Genomic DNA, 21,229 nt, shown 5'->3' with positions numbered 1-21,229 from the left:
CGTGACCGGCCGTCGCCGCGCTCACCTGTCGTGCCCGCGACCGTTCCCGCCGCCCGGCCAGCTCCAGCCGCCGTCACCGCCGCCCGGCAGGTCCGAGAAGTCGGGCAGGTCGATGCCGCCCCCGCCGGGCTTGTCGTCCGTACGGGACGGCGGCTTGGCCCGATCCTTCTTCTTCTTGGGGTCGCGGATCGGCACCGTGTGGAAGCCCGGCGCCGGCTTCCCGGCCAGCGCCCCGGCCATCGCGTCGCGCCAGATCGGCCCCGGTACCTGCCCGCCGAAGACCTTGTCGTACGGGCGGCCGCCGATGTTGATGTCGACCATCCGCCGCTTGTGCTCGGGGTCGCCGACCCACACCGCGCCCGCCATGTTCGGGGTGTAGCCCACGAACCAGGCGGCGTAACGGCCGTCCGTCGTACCGGTCTTGCCCGCGCTCGGCCGGCTGCTGAGGCCCGCCTCCTTGCCGGTGCCGTCCTCGACGACGCCCTGCAGGAGGGTGTTCATGGTGTCGGCCGTCTTCTCCGACATGGCCCGGTGGCAGCTGGTCTGCGGGACCTTCATCGCCTTGCCGTCCGGGCCGGTGATCGACTCGATGGCGACCGGCGTGCAGTACTCACCGCGGTTGGCGAAGGCGGCGTACCCCGCCGCCATGGTCAGCGGCGACATCTCCTGAGTGCCCAGGGTGATCGACGGGACCTGGTCGATCTCCTTGCCGTCGGCCCGCTTGATGCCCATCTTGTCGGCCATCTTCGTGACCGGGCAGATGCCGACATCGCTGATCAGCTCCACGAAGTAGGTGTTGACCGACTTCGCGGTCGCCTCCTTCATGCCGTACGGGCCCTTCTCGCTGCGGTTCTCGTTCTCCACCGGAGCGCTGCCCGACCACTGCCCCTTACAGGTGGAGACCGGGCTCGGATACTGCATGCGGTACGGGGAGGGGTACACCTTGTTCGGGCTGACGCCCTGCTCCAGCGCGGCCGCCGCGATCACGGGCTTGAAGGTCGAGCCCGGCTGGTACCCGGCACCGCCGCCCATGTCGCCGTCCACGGACAGGTTCAGCTGGGTCTGGTGCTGTTCCACCTTGAAGCCGTACGGCCGGGACTGGCCCATGCCGCGGATCTTGCCGGTGCCCGGCTCGACCAGCGTCGCCGCGGTGGCGACCGGGTCGGAGTCGTACACGTGGTCGCTGACCGACTTCTGCACGGCCTTCTGGGCCTGCGGGTCCAGCGTCGTACGGATCGTCATGCCGCCCCGCTGCCAACGGGCCAGCCGCGCCTTGGGGGTCTTGCCGAAGACCGGGTCGTTCAGGAAAGCCTCGCGGACGTAGTCGCAGAAGAAGCCGGCGCCGTCGACGGCAGTGATGCAGCCGTTGCGCGGGGTGCTGACGTGCAGCTCGATCGGCTTCTTCGCGGCGGCGTCGGCCTGCGCCCGGGTGATGTCGTGGACATCGGCCATCCGCTGCAGGACCGTGTTGCGCCGCTTGGTCGCCTCCTCCGGGTCGTTGACCGGGTCGTACCGGCTCGGCGACTGCACGATGCCGGCCAGCAGCGCCGACTCCTGGAGGTTCAGGTCCTTGGCGGGCTTGCTGAAGTACCGCTGGGCCGCGGCCTCGACGCCGTACGCCTGCTGCCCGAAGAAGGTGATGTTCAGGTAGTTCTGCAGGATCTTCTTCTTGCCCAGCTCCTTCTCGACCTGGATCGCGTACTTCAGCTCCCTGACCTTGCGGCCGATGGTCTGCTGGGTGGCCTCCGCGACCTTGTCCTGGTCGTTGCCCGCCTCCTCGACGAAGACGTTCTTCACGTACTGCTGGGTCAGCGTCGAAGCGCCCTGGGAAACCCCGCCGGACTGCGCGTTCTTGTTGACCGCGCGCAGGATGCCCTTCATGTCGATCGCGCCGTGCTGATAGAAGCGCGAATCCTCGATGGCGACGATCGCCTTCCGCATGTACGGGGAGATGTCCTTCAGGTCCACCACCGTGCGATTGCGGAAGTAGACCTTGGCGATCTCCCCGCCGTTCGCATCCAGGATCTTCGTCTGCTGGCTCAGCGGCGGCGTCTTCATATTGGACGGGATGTCGTCGAACCCCTCGACCGTCCCCTTGGCGGCGAGACCCAGCGCACCGGCGGCGGGAAGGGCCAGGCCGGCCAGCACCGCTCCGGCCAGGACGCTCACGCCGAGGAACTTCGCGGCCTGCTGGGTCGCGGTCAGGCCGCCACCGTCGCGCTTCTTACCCATGAGGGCACCCTACGTTCTCAATCACCGGACAGGGGCGCATCTGTTCGCTTACTCTGTTCACGCCTGTCACTCGAACGTGGTTCCGCACCAGCACATCCCCTTTTTCTGCGGCGGGACCGGTGACCGGATTGCCCCCATGTGTCGCCCGCGCTCGTCCGTGACGTGTGGGAAACACCCTGAACTGTCCTGGCCTGCCAGAAAAGCGACGTATGCCCTGCGCTCACTCCGTTGGGTGATCTGCCGCATACGCATAGTCCGTTCGGACCATTCAAGATTGGGCCCGAAGGGGGTGTTGCGCCCTGCCTGCCTTCCGTAACGTCCTCAACTGGCAACGGTGAATATGCCGCTTGCCGCCGTGGGGGAGCCTCGATTCGGGAGAGGACGGCGCCAGCATGAGCTGGGTAACCGACTGGAGTGCACAGGCAGCCTGCCGCACGACCGATCCGGATGAGCTGTTCGTTCAAGGGGCAGCGCAGAACCGCGCCAAGGCGGTCTGCACCGGATGCCCCGTGCGGACCGAATGCCTCGCCGACGCGCTGGACAACCGTGTGGAATTCGGCGTGTGGGGCGGGATGACGGAGCGGGAGCGGCGGGCATTGCTGCGCCGCCGTCCGACCGTCACCTCGTGGCGCCGGCTGCTGGAGACAGCACGTACGGAATACGAGCGCAGCGCGGGAATTCTCGTGGACTGCGAAGACGAGGAGTTCGACAACAACTTCGCCGCGGTCGGCTGAGCCGGCCCGTGGTACGTGCCCGGCTCACCGGCCGGGACATGAACACCCGGCGCATATCCGGCCGGGTCAGGTGGGCGCCGACTGCGGCATGGCCGTCGGCGCTTGAATCGGCCTGATGAGCCGACGCGCGCGGTTGCCGTGTTCACCGATGCGGTGAGTCCACGCATGCGGTGAGACCACCGATGCGGTGAATTCACCGACGTGGTGAGGGTGCCGCCGTGGTGGTGGAATCGGCCGTCGGTTTGCGCTGGCGTACGGAGGTCGGCGTGTGATGCGCCGGACTCGATGACTGCGCGGTCCTGCCGATGTCTGCGATGACTGCGCGGTTTTGCTGTGCCTACGGTGCCTACTGTGCCTGCGTCAGCTTGCGTCGCTCGCGCTGCCTTGGCCTGCGTCAGCCAACTTCGTTCGCGTTGGCCGCGCCGTTCATATCGCCGGCGGGGTCGGACGCGAGGCGGTTGCCGATTTCGCGCAGGCCCGCGACGTCATGGACGTCACCGGGCAGAGCGGTGATCTCGGCCACCGGTACTTCAGGGTGCAGCGCGGTGAAGCGGTCGCGGGTGCGCCGCTCGCGTGCGAGTACCTGCATGCGCTCGGCGTGCAGGGTCAGCAGGCCGGCGGCGAGCCGTGCCGACCGGGCCTCGGGGGACTGCTTCGATTCGGGAGTTGCGGAAGGGTCTTGCTCATGCAGCGCCGGCGCAGCGGGGGAGGGAGCGTCGGCGGTACGTGATCCAGCCTTCCCGCCCTCGAGATCCACAATTCCGCCCTCGTCAAGATTTTCGGCGCCGTCTCCGTCCGCCGGTGCGGAATTCTCCGTTCCGGCCATGTCGGTCAGCGCCTCGACGGCCGCCAGCGCCCGCTCGGCGCTCAACTGGTCGGCCCCGCTGCCGTGTACGCGGTTCAGTACGAGGCCGGCCAGCGGCATCTGCTCGGCGGCCAGCCGTTCCACGAAGTACGCCGCCTCGCGCAGCGCGTCCCGCTCCGGTGCGGCCACGACCAGGAAGGCGGTCCCGGGGGCCTGCAGCAGCCGGTACGTGGCGTCCGCGCGGGTACGGAAGCCGCCGAACATGGTGTCCATCGCGGCCACGAACGTCTGGACGTCCTTGAGCAGCTGGCCGCCCATCAGCTTGCTGAGCGTGCCGGTCATCATCGACATGCCGACATTCAGGAACTTCATCCCGGCCCGGCCGCCGACCTTCGCGGGCGCCATCAGGACCCGGATGAACTTGCCGTCCAGGAAGGACCCCAGCCGCTTGGGCGCGTCCAGGAAGTCCAGCGCGGACCGGCTCGGCGGGGTGTCGACGATGATCAGGTCCCACTCGTCGCGGGAGCGCAGCTGGCCCAGCTTCTCCATGGCCATGTACTCCTGCGTACCGGCGAACCCGGCCGACAGGGACTCGTAGAAGGGGTTCTCCAGGATCGCCCTGGCCCGCTCCTTGTCCGCGTGCGCCTCGACGATCTCGTCGAACGTACGCTTCATGTCCAGCATCATCGCGTACAGCTCGCCCCGGCCTCCGGGGCCGCTCACGCCCTTGACCTGACGCGGGACGTTGTCCAGCTCGGAGATGCCCATCGACTGCGCGAGCCGGCGGGCCGGGTCGATGGTGAGGACGACGGCCCGTCGGCCGCGCTCCGCCGCGCGGACGCCCAGTGCGGCCGCCGTGGTGGTCTTCCCGACGCCGCCCGAGCCGCAGCAGACGACGATGCGGGTATGCGGGTCGTCGAGCAGCGCGTCCACGTCCAGATGCGGAGCCGAAGCGTCCAAGGTCGTGTACTCCGATGTCATATCGGTCCCTGTTTCCGCAGTTCGCGGGCCAGCCGGTAGAGCCCGGCCAGGTCCACGCCCTCGGCCAGCAGCTCCAGTTCGTACGTCGGCAGCCCGAGCCCGGTGATCTCGGTGTGTTCCGCGCGCTCCAGCGCGACCCGCTCGGCGTGCTCGCGGGCCTGCTCCAGCAGCGGATCGATGAGCCGCTCGGCGCGGCCGCCACGGCGTGCGCCGCCCAGTCCGGCGCCGGAGAGGGCCGCCGCGATGCCCGCACGGGCGCCGTTCGCGGCCAGGTCCACCTCGTCGGGGGCGAGCACCGTGGGCCGGACCATGTTGATGACCACGCCGCCCACCGGCAGCCCGGCGGCGCGCAGTTCGGCGACGCCGTCCACGGTCTCCTGGACCGGCATCTCCTCCAGCAGCGTCACCAGATGGACGGCCGTCTCGGGCGACTTCAGTACGCGCATCACGGCCTGCGCCTGATTGTGGATCGGCCCTATCTTCGCGAGCCCGGCCACCTCGTCGTTGACGTTCAGGAAGCGCGTGATGCGGCCCGTGGGCGGCGCGTCCATGACGACCGCGTCGTACACGAAGCGCCCGTTCTTGTCCTTGCGGCGGACGGCCTCGCACGCCTTGCCGGTCAGCAGGACGTCCCGCAGCCCCGGGGCGATGGTCGTGGCGAAGTCGATCGCGCCGAGCTTCTTCAGGGCGCGCCCGGCTCCGCCGAGTTTGTAGAACATCTGGAGGTAGTCGAGGAGCGCGCGCTCGGCATCGATGGCCAGCGCGTGCACCTCGCCGCCCCCAGGAGATACGGCGATCTTGCGCTCCTCGTAAGGCAGCGCTTCGGTCTCGAATACTTGGGCAATGCCCTGCCGGCCCTCGACCTCGACCAGGAGGGTGCGTCGCCCCTCGGTGGCCAGGGCGAGCGCGAGGGCAGCGGCGACCGTGGTCTTGCCGGTACCGCCCTTGCCGCTGACGACATGGAGCCTGCTCACGCCATGGAGCCTAACCAGTCCGCCCGGCTGCTACGCACGAGACGCCGGGCCTGTCGCGTATGCCACGGTACGGCGCGCGCCTTCGGGTGCGCGGTGGGCGCGTACTGGGGCGCTGCGGACGCGCGTCTTCGGGCGCCGTGTACAGGCATTACGCTCGCCCCATGACGAAGTGGGAATACGCGACCGTGCCGCTGCTGGTGCACGCGACGAAGCAGATTCTGGACACCTGGGGCGAGGACGGCTGGGAGCTGGTCCAGGTCGTGCCGGGCCCGAACAACCCCGAGCAGTTGGTGGCCTACCTGAAGCGGGAGAAGCAGGCGTGAGCGCGGTCGAGGAGAAGATCGCTGCCCTCGGGCTGAAGCTCCCCGAGGTCGTGCCGCCGCTGGCCGCTTACCAGCCGGCCGTGCGCTCCGGCGCGTACGTCTTCACCGCGGGCCAGCTGCCGATGGTGGACGGTGCGCTGCCGGCCACCGGCAAGGTCGGCGCCGAGGTCAGCCCCGAGCAGGCCAAGGAACTGGCCGGCGTCTGCGCGCTGAACGCGCTGGCGGCCGTGAAGTCCGTGATCGGCGACCTGGACAAGATCGTGCGGGTCGTGAAGGTCGTCGGCTTCGTCGCCTCCGCGCCGGACTTCACCGGCCAGCCCGGCGTCCTCAACGGCGCGAGCGAGCTGCTCGGCGAGATCCTCGGCGACAAGGGCGTACACGCCCGCTCCGCGGTGGGCGTGGCCGTACTGCCGGTCGACGCACCGGTCGAGGTCGAGATCCAGGTCGAGATCGCGGACTGAACGTCCCCGGTCCGACACACTCCAGCCTGAGCGGCCCCAAGGGCTCCAGCCAGTACGGCTTCAGCCTGAGCTGCCCAAGTCCGAGGGGATCCAGGGCGAGCGGCCCCCACCCGGTTCATCCCATACCCCGCCGGGTATGGGATGAGTGGGGGCCCTCGCCCGCGCCCATGTATGCGCGCCGCCCCCTCCCCAAACCCACGCGAAGCCCCCCAGCCGTGCGAAACTCCGGCCGCGCGGGGCCCTCTCGAACATCCGCGCGTGAACGCATAGCATCCGGCCATGTCGACGACGACCAATGGCCAGTGGTATCCGCCCGAATGGCCGGACCGGATCAGAGCGCTCGCCAGTGGTGAGCTGACGCCGGTCACGCCCCGCCGTGCGGCGACCGTCATGCTCCTGCGCGATTCCGGCCACGGGCCGGCCGTCCACATGCTGCGTCGGCGCGCCTCCATGGCCTTTGCGGGCGGCGCGTACGCGTATCCGGGCGGCGCCGTCGACCCCCGTGACGAGCGGCCGGTCGCCTGGGGCGGGCCCTCGCGCGCCGAGTGGGCGGCCCGGCTCGGCGTCGAGGAGGCCGTGGCGCAGGCGGTGGTCTGCGCGGCTGTCCGCGAGACCTTCGAAGAGGCCGGGGTACTGCTCGCAGGGCCGTCCGCCGACACCGTCGTCGCCGACACCACGGGGGACGACTGGGAGGCCGACAGGGCCGCGCTGGTCGACCGTGAGCTGTCCTTCGCCGACTTCCTGGACCGCCGCGGCCTGGTGCTGCGCAGCGACCTGCTGGGGGCCTGGGCGCGCTGGATCACCCCGGAGTTCGAACCGCGGCGCTACGACACGTGGTTCTTCGTCGCCGCGCTCCCCGAAGGGCAGCGCACCCGTAACGCCTCTACGGAGGCGGACCGTACGGTGTGGACCCGGCCCGCCGAGGCGGCCGCCGGCTACGACCGCGGCGAGCTGCTGATGATGCCGCCGACGATCGCCACGCTGCGCACCCTGGAGCCGTACGAGAGCGCCTCCGAGGCGCTCGCCGCCTCCGTACGGCAGGACCTCGCTCCCGTACTGGCGCGTGCGGAGCTCATGGAGGGGCGGATCGTGCTGAGCTGGCCGGGCCACGAAGAATTCACCAAACACATCCCCACGGGAGCGGCGCCCGGCAATAGTGGCGCCGCGTCCGACTCCCCCGAAGGGCCTGCCGCATGACCGACGCAGCCGCACTCCCCGGCCAGCCGCGCGGCGGTGTGCTCTCGGGCGCCGCGACCGCCCGCGCGTACTGCGTACTGGCGCCGAATCCGTCCGCGATGACGCTGGACGGCACCAACACCTGGATCGTCGCCGAGCCGGACTCCGACCGCGCGGTGGTCATCGACCCGGGGCCGCTGGACGAAGGCCATCTGAAGGCGGTCGTCGACACCGTCGAGCGGTCCGGCAAGCGGGTCGCGCTCACCCTGCTCACCCACGGGCATCCCGATCACGCCGAGGGCGCCGCCCGCTTCGCCGAGCTGACCCGTACGCCGGTACGGGCCCTGGACCCCGCGCTGCGCCTCGGGGACGAGGGCCTGGCCGCCGGGGACGTGATCACGACCGGCGGCCTGGAGCTGCGCGTCGTGCCCACCCCGGGGCACACCGCCGACTCCCTCTCGTTCCACCTGCCGGCCGACGCCGCCGTGCTGACCGGGGACACGATCCTGGGGCGCGGTACGACGGTGGTGGCGCACCCGGACGGCCGCCTCGGCGACTACCTGGACTCGCTGCGGCTGCTGCGCTCCCTCACGGTCGACGACGGCGTGACGACGGTCCTGCCGGGCCACGGGCCGGTACTGAACGACGCGCAGGGCGCCGTGGAGTTCTACCTCGCGCACCGGGCCAAGCGGCTGGCCCAGGTGGAGACGGCGGTCGAGGCGGGCCACCGTACGGCTGCGGACGTCGTCGCCCACGTGTACGCGGACGTCGACCGCTCCCTGTGGCCGGCGGCCGAGCTGTCCGTACGGGCGCAGCTGGACTACCTGGGGGAGCACGGGCTGGTCTGAGGGCGGCGACGCGCGCGTCCGGGGGCAGAACCCGCGCGAAAAGGCCCCGCATGTATGCGGGGCCTTTCAGTACGCGCGCTGACGCGCAGCGGTCAGCGCGACCGCTTGGCGAGGCGCTCCACGTCCAAGAGGATCACCGCGCGGGCCTCCAGGCGCAGCCAGCCGCGGCCGGCGAAGTCCGCGAGCGCCTTGTTGACCGTCTCGCGGGAGGCGCCGACCAGCTGGGCCAGCTCCTCCTGGGTCAGGTCGTGCACGACGTGGATGCCTTCCTCGGACTGCACACCGAAGCGGCGCGACAGGTCCAGGAGGGCCCGCGCGACACGGCCCGGAACGTCGGAGAAGACCAGGTCGGACATCTGGTCGTTGGTCTTCCGCAGCCGTCGGGCGACGGCGCGCAGCAGGGCCGTGGCCACCTCGGGGCGCGCGTTCAGCCAGGGCTGGAGGTCGCCGTGGCCCAGGCCGAGCAGCTTCACCTCGGTGAGCGCGGTGCCCGTGGCCGTGCGCGGGCCCGGGTCGAAGAGGGACAGCTCACCGATGAGCTCACCGGGGCCGAGGACGGCGAGCATGTTCTCGCGGCCGTCGGGGGAAGTGCGGTGCAGCTTCACCTTGCCGTCGGTGACCACATACAGGCGGTCGCCCGGGTCCCCTTCGTGGAACAGGGCGTCACCACGGGCAAGCGTGACCTCGGTCATCGAGGCACGCAGCTCAGCAGCCTGCTCGTCATCGAGCGCCGCGAAGAGCGGTGCGCGCCGCAGAACGTCGTCCACGAGTTCTCTCCTTGTCGACATGCTCCGGGTGACGTAGGTCCCCATCATGCCGGAATGCAAAACAGTGCGATCAATCACAAGGATGCCGGACAGGTGTCCGCCGTCATAAGGCAGGGGGCCGATTGGGGACGCGATTCCTGGTGATCGGGCCGGATGTCAGTGGGTGGCCTTAGTCTGGCCGAGTGTCCAATACGCCGGTGAGAGCACAGGACAAGGGGGCCGGACGAGTGAGCGCAGACCGCGATTCTGCTGTGGGCGAACAGGCGAGTGCGAATGCCGCGAATCCTCTGAAAAGGGACTCCGAGTTGCCCGGGCCCGCTACCGCCAAAAGGGCGCCGACGGGGAAGAACGCCGGGGTGAGGGAGCCGGCCGAGGCCGCCGCGCCGACCTCGGCGGACCCGGCCACGGGCGACGGACCGACCCGCACGAAACCGGCCACCACGAGCGCGCGGACAACGGCTGCGAAGAAGGCCACCGCGGCCGCGAAGAAGACCACCACAGCAGCCAAGAAGACGGTGGCCAAGAAGACGGCCGCCAAGAAGACAGCAGCGAAGAAGGCCCCCGCCAAAGCCGCTGCCAAGGCCCCCGCCAAGCCCCCCGCCCCCCGTAAGCCCGAGTCCCGCGTCGCCATGGTCCGCCGCGCCCGCCGGATAAACCGGGAGCTCGCCGAGGTGTATCCGTACGCCCACCCCGAGCTGGACTTCCGTAACCCCTTCGAACTGCTGGTCGCCACGGTCCTGTCGGCCCAGACCACCGACCTGCGGGTCAATCAGACGACTCCGGCCCTCTTCGCCGCGTATCCGACGCCCGAGGACATGGCCGCCGCCGACCCCGAGGCGCTGGAGGAGCTGATCCGGCCGACCGGCTTCTTCCGGGCGAAGGCGCGGTCCCTGCTCGGCCTGTCGGTCGCGCTGCGCGACCGGTTCGGCGGCGAGGTGCCGGGCCGGCTGGAGGATCTGGTGACCCTGCCGGGCGTCGGCCGCAAGACCGCCAACGTCGTGCTCGGCAACGCTTTCGGCGTCCCGGGGCTCACGGTCGACACGCACTTCGGGCGGCTGGTCCGCCGGTTCGGCTGGACCGCCCAGGAGGACCCGGAGAAGGTCGAGGCGGAGATCGCCGACATCTTCCCCAAGAGCGAGTGGACGATGCTCTCGCACCGCCTGATCTTCCACGGCCGCCGCGTCTGCCACTCCCGCAAGCCCGCCTGCGGAGCCTGCCCCATAGCGCCGCTGTGCCCGTCGTACGGCGAGGGCGAGACGGACCCGGAGAAGGCGAAGAAGCTGCTCAAGTACGAGATGGGCGGCAAGCCGGGGCAGCGGCTGCGGCCCCCGGCCGGCTATCCCGGCGAGCCCGCGCCTCCCCTGGGGGCCGGATGACGCACGGATGACGCCAGGACGGCTCCGGGGCCGGTACGTCGATGACCACCGCCCGGTGTGTCGGTGACCATCGCAATGAGGGCCTGAGGGGGCGCGTATGACGAGAGCACAGGAGACGGCGCAGGGGATGTGCGGCCAGGACGCGTACAGACGGCAGACGGACGGACAGGGGGCGTACGGAGCGCAGGCGGCCGACACGGGGGCGGCCGACTGGGACGTCCGGGTCACCACCGACGGTCTGCCGGAGTGGCTGCGCCCCGTGGCCGACGCGGCGGCGACGGTCCGGCCGCAGCAGCTGAGCCGCTTTCTGCCGCCCCCGACCGGCGGCCGGCAGTCCGCGGTGCTGATCCTCTTCGGGGAGGGCGTCCGCGGCCCGGAGCTGCTCCTCATGGAGCGTTCCGGGACGCTGCGCTCGCATGCGGGCCAGCCGTCGTTCCCCGGCGGTTCGCTGGACCCGGAGGACGGCGATCCGGAGGGCGACGGTCCGCTGCGGGCCGCGCTGCGCGAGGCGTGGGAGGAGACCGGCCTGGACCCGTCCGGCGTGCAGCTCTTCGGTGTGCTGCCCCGGCTCTACATCCCGGTCAGCGGCTTCGTGGTGACGCCGGTGCTCGGCTGGTGGCGCGAGCCCAGCCCGGTCGGCGCGGTCGACCAGGCCGAGACGGCCCGGGTGTTCACGGTCCCCGTGGCTGATCTCACGGACCCCGCGCACCGCGTGACGACCCGCCATCCGAGTGGCCACGTCGGCCCGGCCTTCACCGTCGAGGGGGCTCTGGTCTGGGGTTTCACCGCCGGTCTCATCGACCGCATCCTGCATTACGCGGGGTGGGAAGTGCCCTGGGACCGGGACAAGCAGGTCCCGCTCGACTGGCGCTCGTGAGACGGTGGCGGGCGTGAACGTCCTGGACATCCTGCTGTTGGTCGCCGCCGTGTGGTTCGCGGTCGTCGGTTATCGCCAAGGTTTCGTCGTCGGCATCCTGTCCGTGATCGGCTTCCTCGGCGGCGGTCTGGTCGCGGTCTTTCTGCTGCCCGTGATCTGGAACGAAGTCACCGATGACGCCACACCGGGCTCCTTCGCCGCCATCGCGGCGGTCGCCATCGTGATCGTGTGCGCCTCCGTGGGGCAGGCGCTCACCACCCACCTGGGCAACAAGCTCCGGCGGTACATCACCTGGTCACCGGCGCGCGCCCTGGACGCCACGGGCGGCGCGCTGGTCAACGTCGTGGCGATGCTGCTGGTGGCCTGGCTCATCGGGTCGGCCCTGGCGGGCACGTCCCTGCCGACGCTGGGCAAGGAGGTACGCAACTCCAAGGTGCTGCTCGGCGTGTCCCGGGTGATCCCGGCGCAGGCCGACACCTGGTTCGCCGACTTCTCCTCGGTACTGGCGCAGAACGGCTTCCCGCAGGTCTTCACGCCGTTCTCGAACGAGCCCATCCAGGAGGTGCGGCCGCCCGACCCGGCGCTGGCAGGCAGTCCCGTAGCGGCCCGCGCGCAGCAGTCCATCGTGAAGGTCGTCGGCACGGCCGCCAGCTGCGCCAAGGTCCTCGAAGGCAGCGGCTTCGTCTTCGCGCCGCACCGCGTCATGACCAACGCGCACGTCGTCGGCGGCGTGTCCGAGCCGACCGTACAGATCGGCGGCCGGGGCCGGGTCTACGACGCGAAGGTCGTGCTGTACGACTGGCGGCGGGACATCGCCGTACTGGACGTACCCGACCTGCAGGCGCGCCCGCTCCGCTTCACCGACCAGGACGCGCGCAGCGGCAACAGCGCCATCGTCGCCGGCTTCCCGGAGAACGGCGGCTACGACGTCCGCTCGGCCCGCGTCCGCGGCCGTATCCAGGCCAACGGCCCGGACATCTACCACCACGGCACGGTCGCGCGCGATGTGTACTCCCTCTACGCCACGGTCCGGCAGGGCAACTCCGGCGGCCCGCTGCTCACTCCTGACGGCGAGGTCTACGGCGTGGTCTTCGCCAAGTCCCTCGATGACGACAGCACGGGTTACGCCCTGACGGCCGACGAGGTCCGCACCGACATCGAGCGGGGCCGTACGGCCCAGCGACCGGTCGACAGCCAGGGCTGCGCGATGTGAGAAGGGGCCCCGGGGCGGCTGCGAAGGCTCCCCGGGGTCTCCGGGGGCCCCAGGCCCTGCGCGGCGTCCGCCGCGCTGTGAGTCCGCCCTGTGAGCCCGTCCTGCGGGCTTCCGGCGGCGCGGCCGCTTCAGGCTGCGCGGCCCGGGAAGCGGGGATCAGCTCCGGGGATGGCGGAGCCGCGCGGTCATCCAGCGCGCACGGCGGCGCAGGATGCGCGGAATGCCGAGTGGGTCGGCGAGCGCATGAGGTCCGCCCGCCCGGAGGTCCGGGGCGCTCCTCTCCTTGGTGCCCAGCGCAGCGGCGTTGCTGCGGCGGTTGCGTGCCACGTCACGGTAGTCGTGCGTCCAGCCCATACCCTCGACTCTGCCCGTGCCCCGCCGTCCGTAACCGCACCGGTGTCGGTCAATTGGCCTATGCGCGAGGCAAGTGGCTGTTCGACAAACGCGCGTTCCCCACCGTTCTGCGGAGCGTCACGGCGCGGCTTCTGGGGCGCCGTGAGGGGCAAGCCGCGAGGTCACCGGTCCGGCTCGGGATCCTTGAGCCAGTTGATGAGCTCGGTGGTGAAGGCGACCGGATCCTCTTCATGGGGGAAGTGCCCCAGCCCGTCGAAGAGACGCCAGCGGTACGGCGCTTCGACGTACTCACCGGAGCCGGCCGCGCTGCGGGTACGCATCACCGGGTCGAGCGACCCGTGCAGGTGCAGCGTCGGCACTCGTACGGGCCACTTCATCCGGCGGTTGAACTGGATCCCGTCCGGCCGCGCCATCGACCGCACCATCCAGCGGTACGGCTCGATCGAGCAGTGCGCCGTGGACGGGATCGTCATGGCCATCCGGTACGCCTCGACCGCCTCGTCCTCGGGCAGCCGGGGCCCGGACCAGTCCCGGATCAGCCGCCCCACCAGCGCCGCGTCGTCCGCGACCAGCGCCCGCTCGGGCAGCCAGGGCCGCTGGAAGCTCCAGATGTGCGAGGACCGGCGGGTCTGCTTGGCGTCGGAGAGCATGGCCGAGCGCCAGCGGCGGGGGTGCGGCATCGAGGCCACCGCGAGCCGCCGTACGAGCTTGGGCCGCATCACCGCGGCCGTCCAGGCCAGATAGCCGCCCAGATCGTGCCCGACCAGCGCGGCGTCCGGCTCGCCGAGCGAGCGCACCACGCCGGTGATGTCCAGCGCGAGGTTGGCCGGGTCGTAGCCGCGGGGCGTGCGGTCGCTGCCGCCCACGCCCCGCAGGTCCATCGCCACCGCCCGGAAGCCCGCCTCGGCGAGCGCGGGCAGCTGGTACCGCCAGGTCCACCAGAACTGCGGGAAGCCGTGCAGCAGCAGTACCAGCGGCCCGTCGCCCATCTCGGCGATGTGGAAGCGCGCACCGTTGGCCGCGACGTCCCGGTGCGTCACCTCGTGGTCGCCGGGGACGCCGAGTCGTAGGACCGATGCGGGCGAGGGTGCCGGCGAGGATTCGGAAGCCGTCATACGGCCGAGCGTGTCACACTCTCGACCGCCGGGTGCTCCTCCACGGACTGGCGCGGGTGCGGCTTGACCTTCCCCAGGACGGCCGCCGTCTGCTTGGCCGAGGCGACGGTCTTCTGCGGGCCCTTGCCCGCCTTGGCCTTCTTGAAGAACACCAGGGCGATCAGCCCGAGCAGCCCGGCGACCAGCACGTTGGCCGCGAAGGAGAGCAGGAAGCAGACCGAGAGGTGCCAGCCGCTCCACGCCTGGATGCCGTAGGCCAGCGCGAAGCTGAGCATCGGCAGGGAGAAGAGCAGCACGATGGCCGCCGCCCCGCCGGCCAGCCCGCCGACACCGGCCCGCTTCACGTCGTTCCGCAGCTCGGCCTTGGCCAGCGCGATTTCGTCGTGCACCAGTGCGGACACTTCGGTGGTGGCGTGGGCCACCAGCTGTCCGAGGCTGCGGTCCGCGCCGCGGTCCGCGCCGTCGTCTGCTGTGCTCATCGACTGCTCCCGTTCTCTGTCTCCCGGTGATTACCCCTCAGATCATGCCGGACCATCCTGCCCGGAGTCGGGGGCGGCGGCCACCTCGGCTCGTCGTCGGTGTTCGGCCGCCTTCGCTTCGAGGAGGGCGGCCATCCGTAGGTGGTACGCGGGACTGTCCTCTTCGTAGATGTCCGGGATGCCGTCGAGGTCCTCGTCCCGGTTCTCCTCCTCGCACAGCCGCCGGTACTTGGCGTTGCGGACCTTCAGCAGCACCGTGGCCAGTACGGCGGCTATCAGCGAGCCGGTCAGCACGGCGGCCTTGATCTCGTCGGTGAGCGCCGGGTCCGAGGAGAACGCCAGCTCGCCGATGAGCAGCGAGACCGTGAAGCCGATGCCGGCCAGCGCCGACACCGCGAAGACGTCCGGCCACTTGAGCTCCGGGTTGAGCGAGGCCCTGGTCAGGCGGGTGGTCAGCCACGTACCGCCGAAAATTCCGACCGCCTTGCCGAGCACCAGGCCGAGCACCACGCCGAGCGTCTCCGGCTTGGTGAAGACGTCGTGCAGCGCGCCGCCGGAGATGGACACACCGGCCGAGAAGAGGGCGAACAGCGGTACGGCGAGGCCGGCGGACAGGGGGCGCACGAGGTGCTCGATGTGCTCGCCGGGGGAGTGCGGCTCTCCCTCGCGCCGGTGGCAGCGGAGCATGAGCCCCATCGCGACGCCCGCGATGGTCGCGTGCACGCCGCTGTTGTACATCAGGCCCCAGATGACCAGCGCGAGCGGTACGTACGCGTACCAGCCCCGGACGCCCTTGCGCAGCAGTACGTAGAAGACCGCGAGGCCCAGCGCCGCGCCGCCGAGCGCCCAGAAGTTGATCGTGGAGGTGAAGAAGACCGCGATGATCAGGATGGCGAAGAGGTCGTCGACCACGGCCAGGGTCAGCAGGAAGGCGCGCAGTGCGGACGGCAGGGACGTACCGATGACGGCCAGGACGGCCAGCGCGAAGGCGATGTCCGTCGCGGTCGGGACGGCCCAGCCGGCCAGTGAGCCGCCGCCCGTGGTGTTGACGACGGTGTAGACGACCGCGGGCATGACCATGCCGCACAGCGCGGCGACGACCGGCAGCGCCGCGGCCTTGGGGTCGCGCAGCTCGCCTGCGACCAGCTCGCGTTTGAGCTCGATGCCGGCCACGAAGAAGAAGATCGCCAGCAGGCCGTCGGCCGCCCAGTGCTGTATCGAGAGGTCCAGGCCGAGGGAGGCCGGGCCGAGGTGGAAGCCGCGTACCGTCTCGTAGCTGTCGCCGAGCGGGGTGTTGGCCCAGAGGAGCGCGACCACCGCCGCCACCAGCAGCAGGACACCGCCCACCGTCTCCGTGCGGAGGAGGTCCGCCAAGTAGTTCCGCTCGGGCAGGGACATCCGCCCGAGGAAGACGGAACGGCGGGGGGCGGGCGAGTTCACGCGGGGACCTCCGGGTATCGGCAGCTGTGCATGGCTGTTGCAGTTGCCGACCAGACTTCCCGGCGCACCCAGTTTCGTTCGCGCGTTTCTTGACGCGTTCTTCACTCTACCGGGTGGCGCAGGAACGATCCAGCGATCTTCACTTTACGGGCATATGGGGCGAATGGTGGTGTGGCGTACGGGGTGTGGGGCGTCCTCCGTCCGCCCCCGTCCGGGCCCGCCTCCGTACGCGTGCGCGCCCGCGCACGGCTGAGGGGCGCCCCGCCGGTGTACGGCGGGGCGCCCCTCAGTGATGAGTACCGGTCAGTCCTCGCTCGGCGCGCTCGGCAGCTGGGTCTGGATCAGCTCCATGACCGAGGAGTCGGTCAGCGTCGAGACGTCGCCCAGGTCACGGTTCTCCGCGACGTCGCGCAGCAGTCGGCGCATGATCTTGCCGGAGCGGGTCTTGGGCAGCTCCGCGACCGGCAGGATGCGCTTGGGCTTGGCGATCGGGCCCAGGCTCTGCGCAACGTGCGCCCGCAGCTCGTTCACCAGCGCCTCGTCCTGCTCGACGCCGCCGCGCAGGATCACGAAGGCGCAGATGGACTGGGTGGTCTGCGGGTCGGTGGCGCCCACGACGGCCGCCTCGGCCACCTTCGGGTGCGAGACCAGCGCGGACTCGACCTCGGTGGTGGAGATGTTGTGGCCGGAGACGAGCATGACGTCGTCCACCCGGCCCAGCAGCCAGATGTCGCCGTCCTCGTCCTTCTTCGCGCCGTCGCCCGCGAAGTACTTGCCCTCGAAGCGGGACCAGTACGTGTCGAGGTAGCGCTGGTCGTCGCCCCAGATGGTGCGCAGCATGGACGGCCAGGGCTCGGTCAGGACCAGGTAGCCGCCGGCGCCGTCCGGCACCTCGTTCGCGTCGTCGTCGACGACGGTCGCCGCGATGCCCGGCAGCGGGACCTGCGCGGAGCCGGGCTTGGCGGTCGTGACGCCCGGCAGCGGGCTGAGCATGATGCCGCCGGTCTCGGTCTGCCACCAGGTGTCCACGACCGGCGTCCGGTCGCCGCCGATGTGCTTGCGGTACCAGACCCACGCCTCGGGGTTGATCGGCTCGCCGACCGAACCCAGCACACGCAGGCTCGACAGGTCGAACTTGGCGGGGATGTCGTCGCCCCACTTCATGGCGGCGCGGATCGCGGTCGGCGCCGTGTAGAGGATCGTCACGCCGTACTTCTGGACGATCTCCCACCAGCGGCCCTGGTGCGGGGTGTCGGGCGTGCCCTCGTAGAGCACCTCCGTCGCGCCGTTCGAAAGCGGGCCGTAGGTGATGTACGAGTGGCCGGTCACCCAGCCGACGTCGGCGGTGCACCAGTAGACGTCGGTCTCCGGCTTGAGGTCGAAGACCGCGTGGTGGGTGTACGAGACCTGGGTGAGGTAGCCGCCCGTGGTGTGCAGGATGCCCTTGGGCTTACCGGTCGTGCCCGAGGTGTACAGGATGAACAGCGGGTGCTCGGCGTCGAACGCCTGCGGGGTGTGCTGGTCGCTCTGCTGGTCGACGAGCTCGTGCCACCAGACGTCCCGGCCCTCCATCCACGCGGTGTCCTGGCCGGTGCGGCGGACCACGAGGACGTTGCGGACGTTCTCCGTGCCGGGCTTGGTCAGCGCCTCGTCGACGGCGGGCTTGAGCGCGGAGGGCTTGCCGCGGCGGTAACCGCCGTCGGCGGTGATCACGACACGGGCGTCCGCGTCGTTGATGCGGGTGGCCAGCGCGTCGGCGGAGAAGCCGCCGAAGACCACCGAGTGCGGCGCGCCCAGCCGGGCGCAGGCCAGCATGGCGATGACCGTCTCCGGGATCATCGGCAGGTAGATCGCGACGCGGTCGCCGGCCTCGACGCCCAGCGAGGTCAGCGCGTTGGCCGCCTTGGAGACCTCGTGCTGCAGCTCGGCGTAGGTGATGGCCCGTGTGTCGCCGGGCTCGCCCTCGAAGTGGATGGCCACCCGGTCGCCCAGGCCGTTCTCCACATGCCGGTCGACGCAGTTGTACGCGACGTTGAGCTTGCCGTCGGCGAACCACTTCGCGAACGGCGCGTTGGACCAGTCCAGCGTCTGGGTGGGCTCGGTGTCCCAGGTCAGACGCTTCGCCTGCTCGGCCCAGAAGCCCAGCCGGTCCGCCCCGGCCTGCTCGTACGCCACCGCTTTGACATTGGCGTCGGCGGCCAGATCGGCGGGCGGCGCGAACCGCCGCTCCTCCTTCATCAGGTTGGCCAGGCTTTCGTTGCTCACGGCATCTCCCAGTCTCAGGGCGTCCGGTTGTCCCGGCCATAGCTCATCAGCCGATGGCCAGCCTGACAAGGGCTGTTGATAAAAATTGGTGTAGACCTTTACGTGATCATCAACCTTCCGGGTGACTTCCGTATGGGAGTTGACGAGACGGGGGAGTCGCCGCAGGTCACGACGGTGCCGCCCCGTGGTGCCCGCTGTGGATTACGCCGTGACCGGGGCGACCGGCGTGGCTTCGGGCCGTACGGCCGAGAAACGGCCCGAGCCGTGCTCCAGTACGTACGCCTGCGCCTCGCCGACGTGGAAGTACATGCCGTGCAGCGACAGTGAACCCTCGGCCACCCGGCGGGCCACGCACTGATGCGACATCAGGTGATCGAGCTGCTGCATGACGTTGACGAGCGCCAGGCGTTCCAGATCGTCGGCGACCGGCCGGTCGGCCAGGCTGACCTCCGCGCCTTCGGGCCGTGCCATCCGGGCCAGGCTGGGGCGGCCGTGGCCCAGCCAACGCGCGAGCGGGGTCCGCGCGCCGGGCTCGTGGCGGTCCGAGGCGAGGAGCGCCTGCATCGCGCCGCAGCCCGAATGCCCGCACACGGTGATCGAGCCGACCTTCAGAACCTCGACGGCGTACTCGATGGCGGCGCCCACGGAGTCGCAGGCGGCCTCCGTGCCCGGCGGCGGCATCAGATTGCCGATGTTGCGCACCGTGAAGAGGTCGCCCGGACCGCTCGACGTGATCATGCTCGTGACGAGGCGGGAATCGGCGCAGGTCAGGAAGAGGTTGGTGGGCCGCTGGCCTTCCCGGGCGAGCCGCGCCAGCTCCTCGCGGACCAGTGGTGCCGTATGCCGCTGGAATGCGCTGACCCCGCCGAGCAGTTGGCCACCACCGAGGAGCTGCCCCTCGGCCGTACCGGAGGGCGGCGTGGTCCGGGTGCAGTGGTGGTTGCGCCACGGGGTCCAGGGGCGGCAGGCGTGCGTGCCGGCCGGCTCCCCGATCGGCCTGCCGCCGCGCCCGCCCAGGGTGACCTCGCCGCCGCGCGCCCGGTGCGCGCTCGTCCAGGACTGCAGCGCTTCATAGGCGGCGTGATCCATGAACGAGCCGTACAGCTCGATCACCGCAGGGGCCGTCGCGGGCACCTGGGCGAGCGCCCGGGTCAGCCGCGGCACGGCCAGGAATGTCAACTGCCCGCTGACACGCACCCGGTGCAGGTCGCCGTCCTTGATGACGGAGACGCGGGTGTGGGTGAGCCGGCGCAGCGCCAGGAAGACGGCGACGGCGATACCCAGTCCCACCCCCTGCAGCACTCCGAAGACCACCACACCGCCCAACGTGATGGCGTAGACCGGGAATTCGCGGTGCCGCTGGACGTGCCGGATGTGCGCGAAGCTCACCATCCGTACGCCGACGAGCATCACCAGCGCGGCGAGCGCGGCCAGCGGGATCAGCTCCAGCGCGCCGGCGAACAGCCCGGAGCACAGCACCACCCATACGCCGTGCAGCACCGTCGACGCGCGTCCCGTCGCGCCGGCCTTCACGTTCGCCGAGCCGCGCATCGCGCCGCCGGCGATCGGCAGGCCGCCCAGCAGCCCGGAGACGACGTTCGACGCCCCCTGGCCGGTCAGCTCGCGATCCAGATGGGTGCGGCCGGGGCCGGGGCCGGGCTGTTCGGTGGCCAGCTTGTCGACCGCGACGGCCGACAGCAGCGACTCCATGCTCGCCACGAGCGTGACCGTCAGGACGGCGGCGGTCAGCCCCAGCAGGGGAGTGTCCGGGAGCGTGGGCAGCGTCGGCACGTGCCACGAGGGCAGCTCGACCCGGGGCACCGTGAAGCCCGCGCTCAGGGCGGTGGCCACGGCGACCGCGGGCAGCGGCGAGGGAACCTTGCGCAGCGCGTGCCCCACGCGCCCGGGCAGCCGCAGCCAGCAGGCCAGGACGGCGACGGTGACCGCGGCGATCAGTACCGAAGCGCCGTGCAGGCCCGCCAACTGACCCGGCAACTCAGCGATGTTGGTGAGCGAGGAACTGTGCGCGCCGCCGCCGAGCACCACGTGCAGCTGACCGAGCGCGATGGTCACGCCGATGCCGGCGAGCATGCCGTGGACGATCGCCGGGCTGATGGCGAGCGCCGCGCGGGCCACCCGGAGCGCGCCCAGGGCGAGCTGGGCCAGTCCGGCCAGCACTGTGATCGCGCAGGTTGCCGGCCAGCCGTACCGCTGCACGAGGTCGGCGGTGACGATGAGGAGGCCGGTGGCGGCGCCGCTCACCTGGAGCGGGGCGCCGCCGAGCAGACCCGCCACGAGACCGCCCACGGCCGCGGCGATGAGCCCGGCCTGCGGGGGCGCACCGGTGGCCAGCGCGATGCCGAGCGAGAGGGGGATGGCGATCAGGAAGATGACGAAGGAGGCGCCCAGATCGCGGCGCCAGGCCCCTGGGGAGAGGCGGCGGAAGGGCCCGGACGGCTTTCCGGCGGGCCGCTGTCGGTCGTGGTCCTGCGGTGCGTACTGGGGGTCCGGGGACCCCGGCGTGGCCGGCTCGGGTGTGTAAGGCTGCGGCATTCCCGTCTCCTCCGGGGCGACGCGGCCGCGCTACGGGGCGCGGTCGTGGGCGGCGGTGTACTGCGGGGCTGAGCCGGCCGGTGTGCGTCGCGGTGGGTGACGGTTCCGGTGACTCTCTGCATTCGGTAAAGGAATCGTAATGTCGCTCCCGGCAGCAAAGAAGCCAGAACGGGCAAATGGGTTGGTGGTTCAATCCAACAGGTGAATGCGGGGGCGGTCGCTCCGCGTGCGTTTACCGCAGGGCCGGGCGCGGTAT

The 21,229-nt window shown here is 71.0% G+C and carries 18 protein-coding genes; 8 read left to right on the top strand and 10 right to left on the bottom strand.

Annotation, left to right across the window (positions count from 1 at the left end; translation table 11 throughout):
• Positions 1-21: 21 nt before the first annotated feature.
• Positions 22-2,232 carry a transglycosylase domain-containing protein gene (locus tag AB0I82_RS22975; RefSeq protein WP_363259214.1) on the bottom strand — a complete coding sequence of 737 codons (2,211 nt, stop codon included), beginning with the start codon at positions 2,230-2,232 and terminating at the stop codon, positions 22-24.
• A 392-nt stretch (positions 2,233-2,624) separates the two neighbouring features.
• Here AB0I82_RS22975 and AB0I82_RS22970 point away from each other — a divergent pair, with 392 nt between their 5' ends.
• Positions 2,625-2,966, top strand: coding sequence for a WhiB family transcriptional regulator (locus AB0I82_RS22970; protein ID WP_363259213.1), 342 nt, complete (start codon positions 2,625-2,627; stop codon positions 2,964-2,966).
• A gap of 394 nt (positions 2,967-3,360) precedes the next feature.
• Here AB0I82_RS22970 and AB0I82_RS22965 read toward each other — a convergent pair whose 3' ends face one another.
• Both AB0I82_RS22965 and AB0I82_RS22960 read right to left on the bottom strand, forming a co-directional pair.
• The gene (locus AB0I82_RS22965) at positions 3,361-4,752 is read right to left on the bottom strand and encodes an ArsA family ATPase (protein ID WP_363259212.1); all 1,392 of its coding nucleotides are present in this window, start codon (positions 4,750-4,752) and stop codon (positions 3,361-3,363) included.
• On the bottom strand, positions 4,749-5,726 hold the full coding sequence (locus AB0I82_RS22960; RefSeq protein WP_363259211.1) for an ArsA-related P-loop ATPase: 978 nt from the start codon (positions 5,724-5,726) through the stop codon (positions 4,749-4,751). Before AB0I82_RS22960 ends, AB0I82_RS22965 begins: the two co-directional genes overlap by 4 nt.
• Before the next feature lie 161 nt (positions 5,727-5,887).
• Here AB0I82_RS22960 and AB0I82_RS22955 point away from each other — a divergent pair, with 161 nt between their 5' ends.
• The 4 genes from AB0I82_RS22955 to AB0I82_RS22940 all read left to right on the top strand — a co-directional run bounded on the left by AB0I82_RS22955 (position 5,888) and on the right by AB0I82_RS22940 (position 8,534).
• Positions 5,888-6,049, top strand: coding sequence for a DUF4177 domain-containing protein (locus tag AB0I82_RS22955; RefSeq protein ID WP_003975360.1), 162 nt, complete (start codon positions 5,888-5,890; stop codon positions 6,047-6,049).
• A complete protein-coding gene (locus AB0I82_RS22950; protein ID WP_363259210.1) occupies positions 6,046-6,510 on the top strand; it encodes a RidA family protein in 465 nt (154 codons plus the stop codon). The genes AB0I82_RS22955 and AB0I82_RS22950 overlap by 4 nt, the downstream gene beginning before the upstream one ends.
• Before the next feature lie 279 nt (positions 6,511-6,789).
• Positions 6,790-7,707 carry an NUDIX hydrolase gene (locus tag AB0I82_RS22945; RefSeq protein ID WP_363259209.1) on the top strand — a complete coding sequence of 306 codons (918 nt, stop codon included), beginning with the start codon at positions 6,790-6,792 and terminating at the stop codon, positions 7,705-7,707.
• On the top strand, positions 7,704-8,534 hold the full coding sequence (locus AB0I82_RS22940; RefSeq protein WP_363259208.1) for an MBL fold metallo-hydrolase: 831 nt from the start codon (positions 7,704-7,706) through the stop codon (positions 8,532-8,534). Before AB0I82_RS22945 ends, AB0I82_RS22940 begins: the two co-directional genes overlap by 4 nt.
• Before the next feature lie 92 nt (positions 8,535-8,626).
• Here the strand turns inward: AB0I82_RS22940 and AB0I82_RS22935 are convergent, their stop codons facing one another.
• Entirely contained in the window at positions 8,627-9,301 is a 675-nt protein-coding gene (locus AB0I82_RS22935; protein ID WP_030260115.1) for a Crp/Fnr family transcriptional regulator, read from the bottom strand.
• Positions 9,302-9,816: 515 nt separating this feature from the next.
• Here AB0I82_RS22935 and nth point away from each other — a divergent pair.
• The 3 genes from nth to AB0I82_RS22920 all read left to right on the top strand — a co-directional run bounded on the left by nth (position 9,817) and on the right by AB0I82_RS22920 (position 12,767).
• Positions 9,817-10,677: an endonuclease III gene (gene nth, locus AB0I82_RS22930; RefSeq protein WP_363259641.1), complete on the top strand. Its 861-nt coding sequence runs from the start codon at positions 9,817-9,819 to the stop codon at positions 10,675-10,677.
• A 97-nt stretch (positions 10,678-10,774) separates the two neighbouring features.
• Positions 10,775-11,554 carry a CoA pyrophosphatase gene (locus AB0I82_RS22925; protein ID WP_363259207.1) on the top strand — a complete coding sequence of 260 codons (780 nt, stop codon included), beginning with the start codon at positions 10,775-10,777 and terminating at the stop codon, positions 11,552-11,554.
• A 13-nt stretch (positions 11,555-11,567) separates the two neighbouring features.
• Entirely contained in the window at positions 11,568-12,767 is a 1,200-nt protein-coding gene (locus AB0I82_RS22920; RefSeq protein WP_363259206.1) for a MarP family serine protease, read from the top strand.
• A gap of 156 nt (positions 12,768-12,923) precedes the next feature.
• Here AB0I82_RS22920 and AB0I82_RS22915 read toward each other — a convergent pair whose 3' ends face one another.
• From AB0I82_RS22915 to AB0I82_RS22890, 6 genes are all read right to left on the bottom strand, one after another.
• Positions 12,924-13,121 carry a hypothetical protein gene (locus AB0I82_RS22915; protein WP_030260123.1) on the bottom strand — a complete coding sequence of 66 codons (198 nt, stop codon included), beginning with the start codon at positions 13,119-13,121 and terminating at the stop codon, positions 12,924-12,926.
• Positions 13,122-13,282: 161 nt separating this feature from the next.
• Entirely contained in the window at positions 13,283-14,236 is a 954-nt protein-coding gene (locus AB0I82_RS22910) for an alpha/beta hydrolase (RefSeq protein WP_363259205.1), read from the bottom strand.
• Positions 14,233-14,715: a phage holin family protein gene (locus AB0I82_RS22905; RefSeq protein WP_363259204.1), complete on the bottom strand. Its 483-nt coding sequence runs from the start codon at positions 14,713-14,715 to the stop codon at positions 14,233-14,235. The genes AB0I82_RS22910 and AB0I82_RS22905 overlap by 4 nt, the downstream gene beginning before the upstream one ends.
• 42 nt (positions 14,716-14,757) lie before the next feature.
• Positions 14,758-16,113, bottom strand: coding sequence for a Na+/H+ antiporter NhaA (nhaA, locus tag AB0I82_RS22900; protein WP_363259640.1), 1,356 nt, complete (start codon positions 16,111-16,113; stop codon positions 14,758-14,760).
• Between the two features lie 345 nt (positions 16,114-16,458).
• Complete coding sequence (acs, locus tag AB0I82_RS22895) at positions 16,459-18,420, bottom strand: acetate--CoA ligase (protein ID WP_363259203.1); 1,962 nt, start codon at positions 18,418-18,420, stop codon at positions 16,459-16,461.
• 201 nt (positions 18,421-18,621) lie between these two features.
• On the bottom strand, positions 18,622-20,973 hold the full coding sequence (locus tag AB0I82_RS22890) for a SulP family inorganic anion transporter (RefSeq protein ID WP_363259202.1): 2,352 nt from the start codon (positions 20,971-20,973) through the stop codon (positions 18,622-18,624).
• Positions 20,974-21,229: the final 256 nt, after the last annotated feature.

The organism is Streptomyces sp. NPDC050315 (genome assembly GCF_040655775.1).
In the GTDB taxonomy this organism is placed as follows: domain Bacteria; phylum Actinomycetota; class Actinomycetes; order Streptomycetales; family Streptomycetaceae; genus Streptomyces.
This window is presented reverse-complemented; position numbering and strand designations above follow the sequence as displayed.

Excerpts from the sequence above, each read along its gene's own strand:
- AB0I82_RS22975 (WP_363259214.1), bottom strand. The coding sequence starts at position 2,232 with ATGGGTAAGAAGCGCGACGGTGGCGGCCTGACCGCGACCCAGCAGGCC.
- AB0I82_RS22970 (WP_363259213.1), top strand. The coding sequence starts at position 2,625 with ATGAGCTGGGTAACCGACTGGAGTGCACAGGCAGCCTGCCGCACGACC.
- AB0I82_RS22965 (WP_363259212.1), bottom strand. The coding sequence starts at position 4,752 with ATGACATCGGAGTACACGACCTTGGACGCTTCGGCTCCGCATCTGGAC.
- AB0I82_RS22955 (WP_003975360.1), top strand. The coding sequence starts at position 5,888 with ATGACGAAGTGGGAATACGCGACCGTGCCGCTGCTGGTGCACGCGACG.
- AB0I82_RS22945 (WP_363259209.1), top strand. The coding sequence starts at position 6,790 with ATGTCGACGACGACCAATGGCCAGTGGTATCCGCCCGAATGGCCGGAC.
- AB0I82_RS22940 (WP_363259208.1), top strand. The coding sequence starts at position 7,704 with ATGACCGACGCAGCCGCACTCCCCGGCCAGCCGCGCGGCGGTGTGCTC.
- AB0I82_RS22925 (WP_363259207.1), top strand. The coding sequence starts at position 10,775 with ATGACGAGAGCACAGGAGACGGCGCAGGGGATGTGCGGCCAGGACGCG.
- AB0I82_RS22915 (WP_030260123.1), bottom strand. The coding sequence starts at position 13,121 with ATGGGCTGGACGCACGACTACCGTGACGTGGCACGCAACCGCCGCAGC.
- AB0I82_RS22910 (WP_363259205.1), bottom strand. The coding sequence starts at position 14,236 with ATGACGGCTTCCGAATCCTCGCCGGCACCCTCGCCCGCATCGGTCCTA.
- AB0I82_RS22905 (WP_363259204.1), bottom strand. The coding sequence starts at position 14,715 with ATGAGCACAGCAGACGACGGCGCGGACCGCGGCGCGGACCGCAGCCTC.
- nhaA (WP_363259640.1), bottom strand. The coding sequence starts at position 16,113 with ATGTCCCTGCCCGAGCGGAACTACTTGGCGGACCTCCTCCGCACGGAG.
- AB0I82_RS22890 (WP_363259202.1), bottom strand. The coding sequence starts at position 20,973 with ATGCCGCAGCCTTACACACCCGAGCCGGCCACGCCGGGGTCCCCGGAC.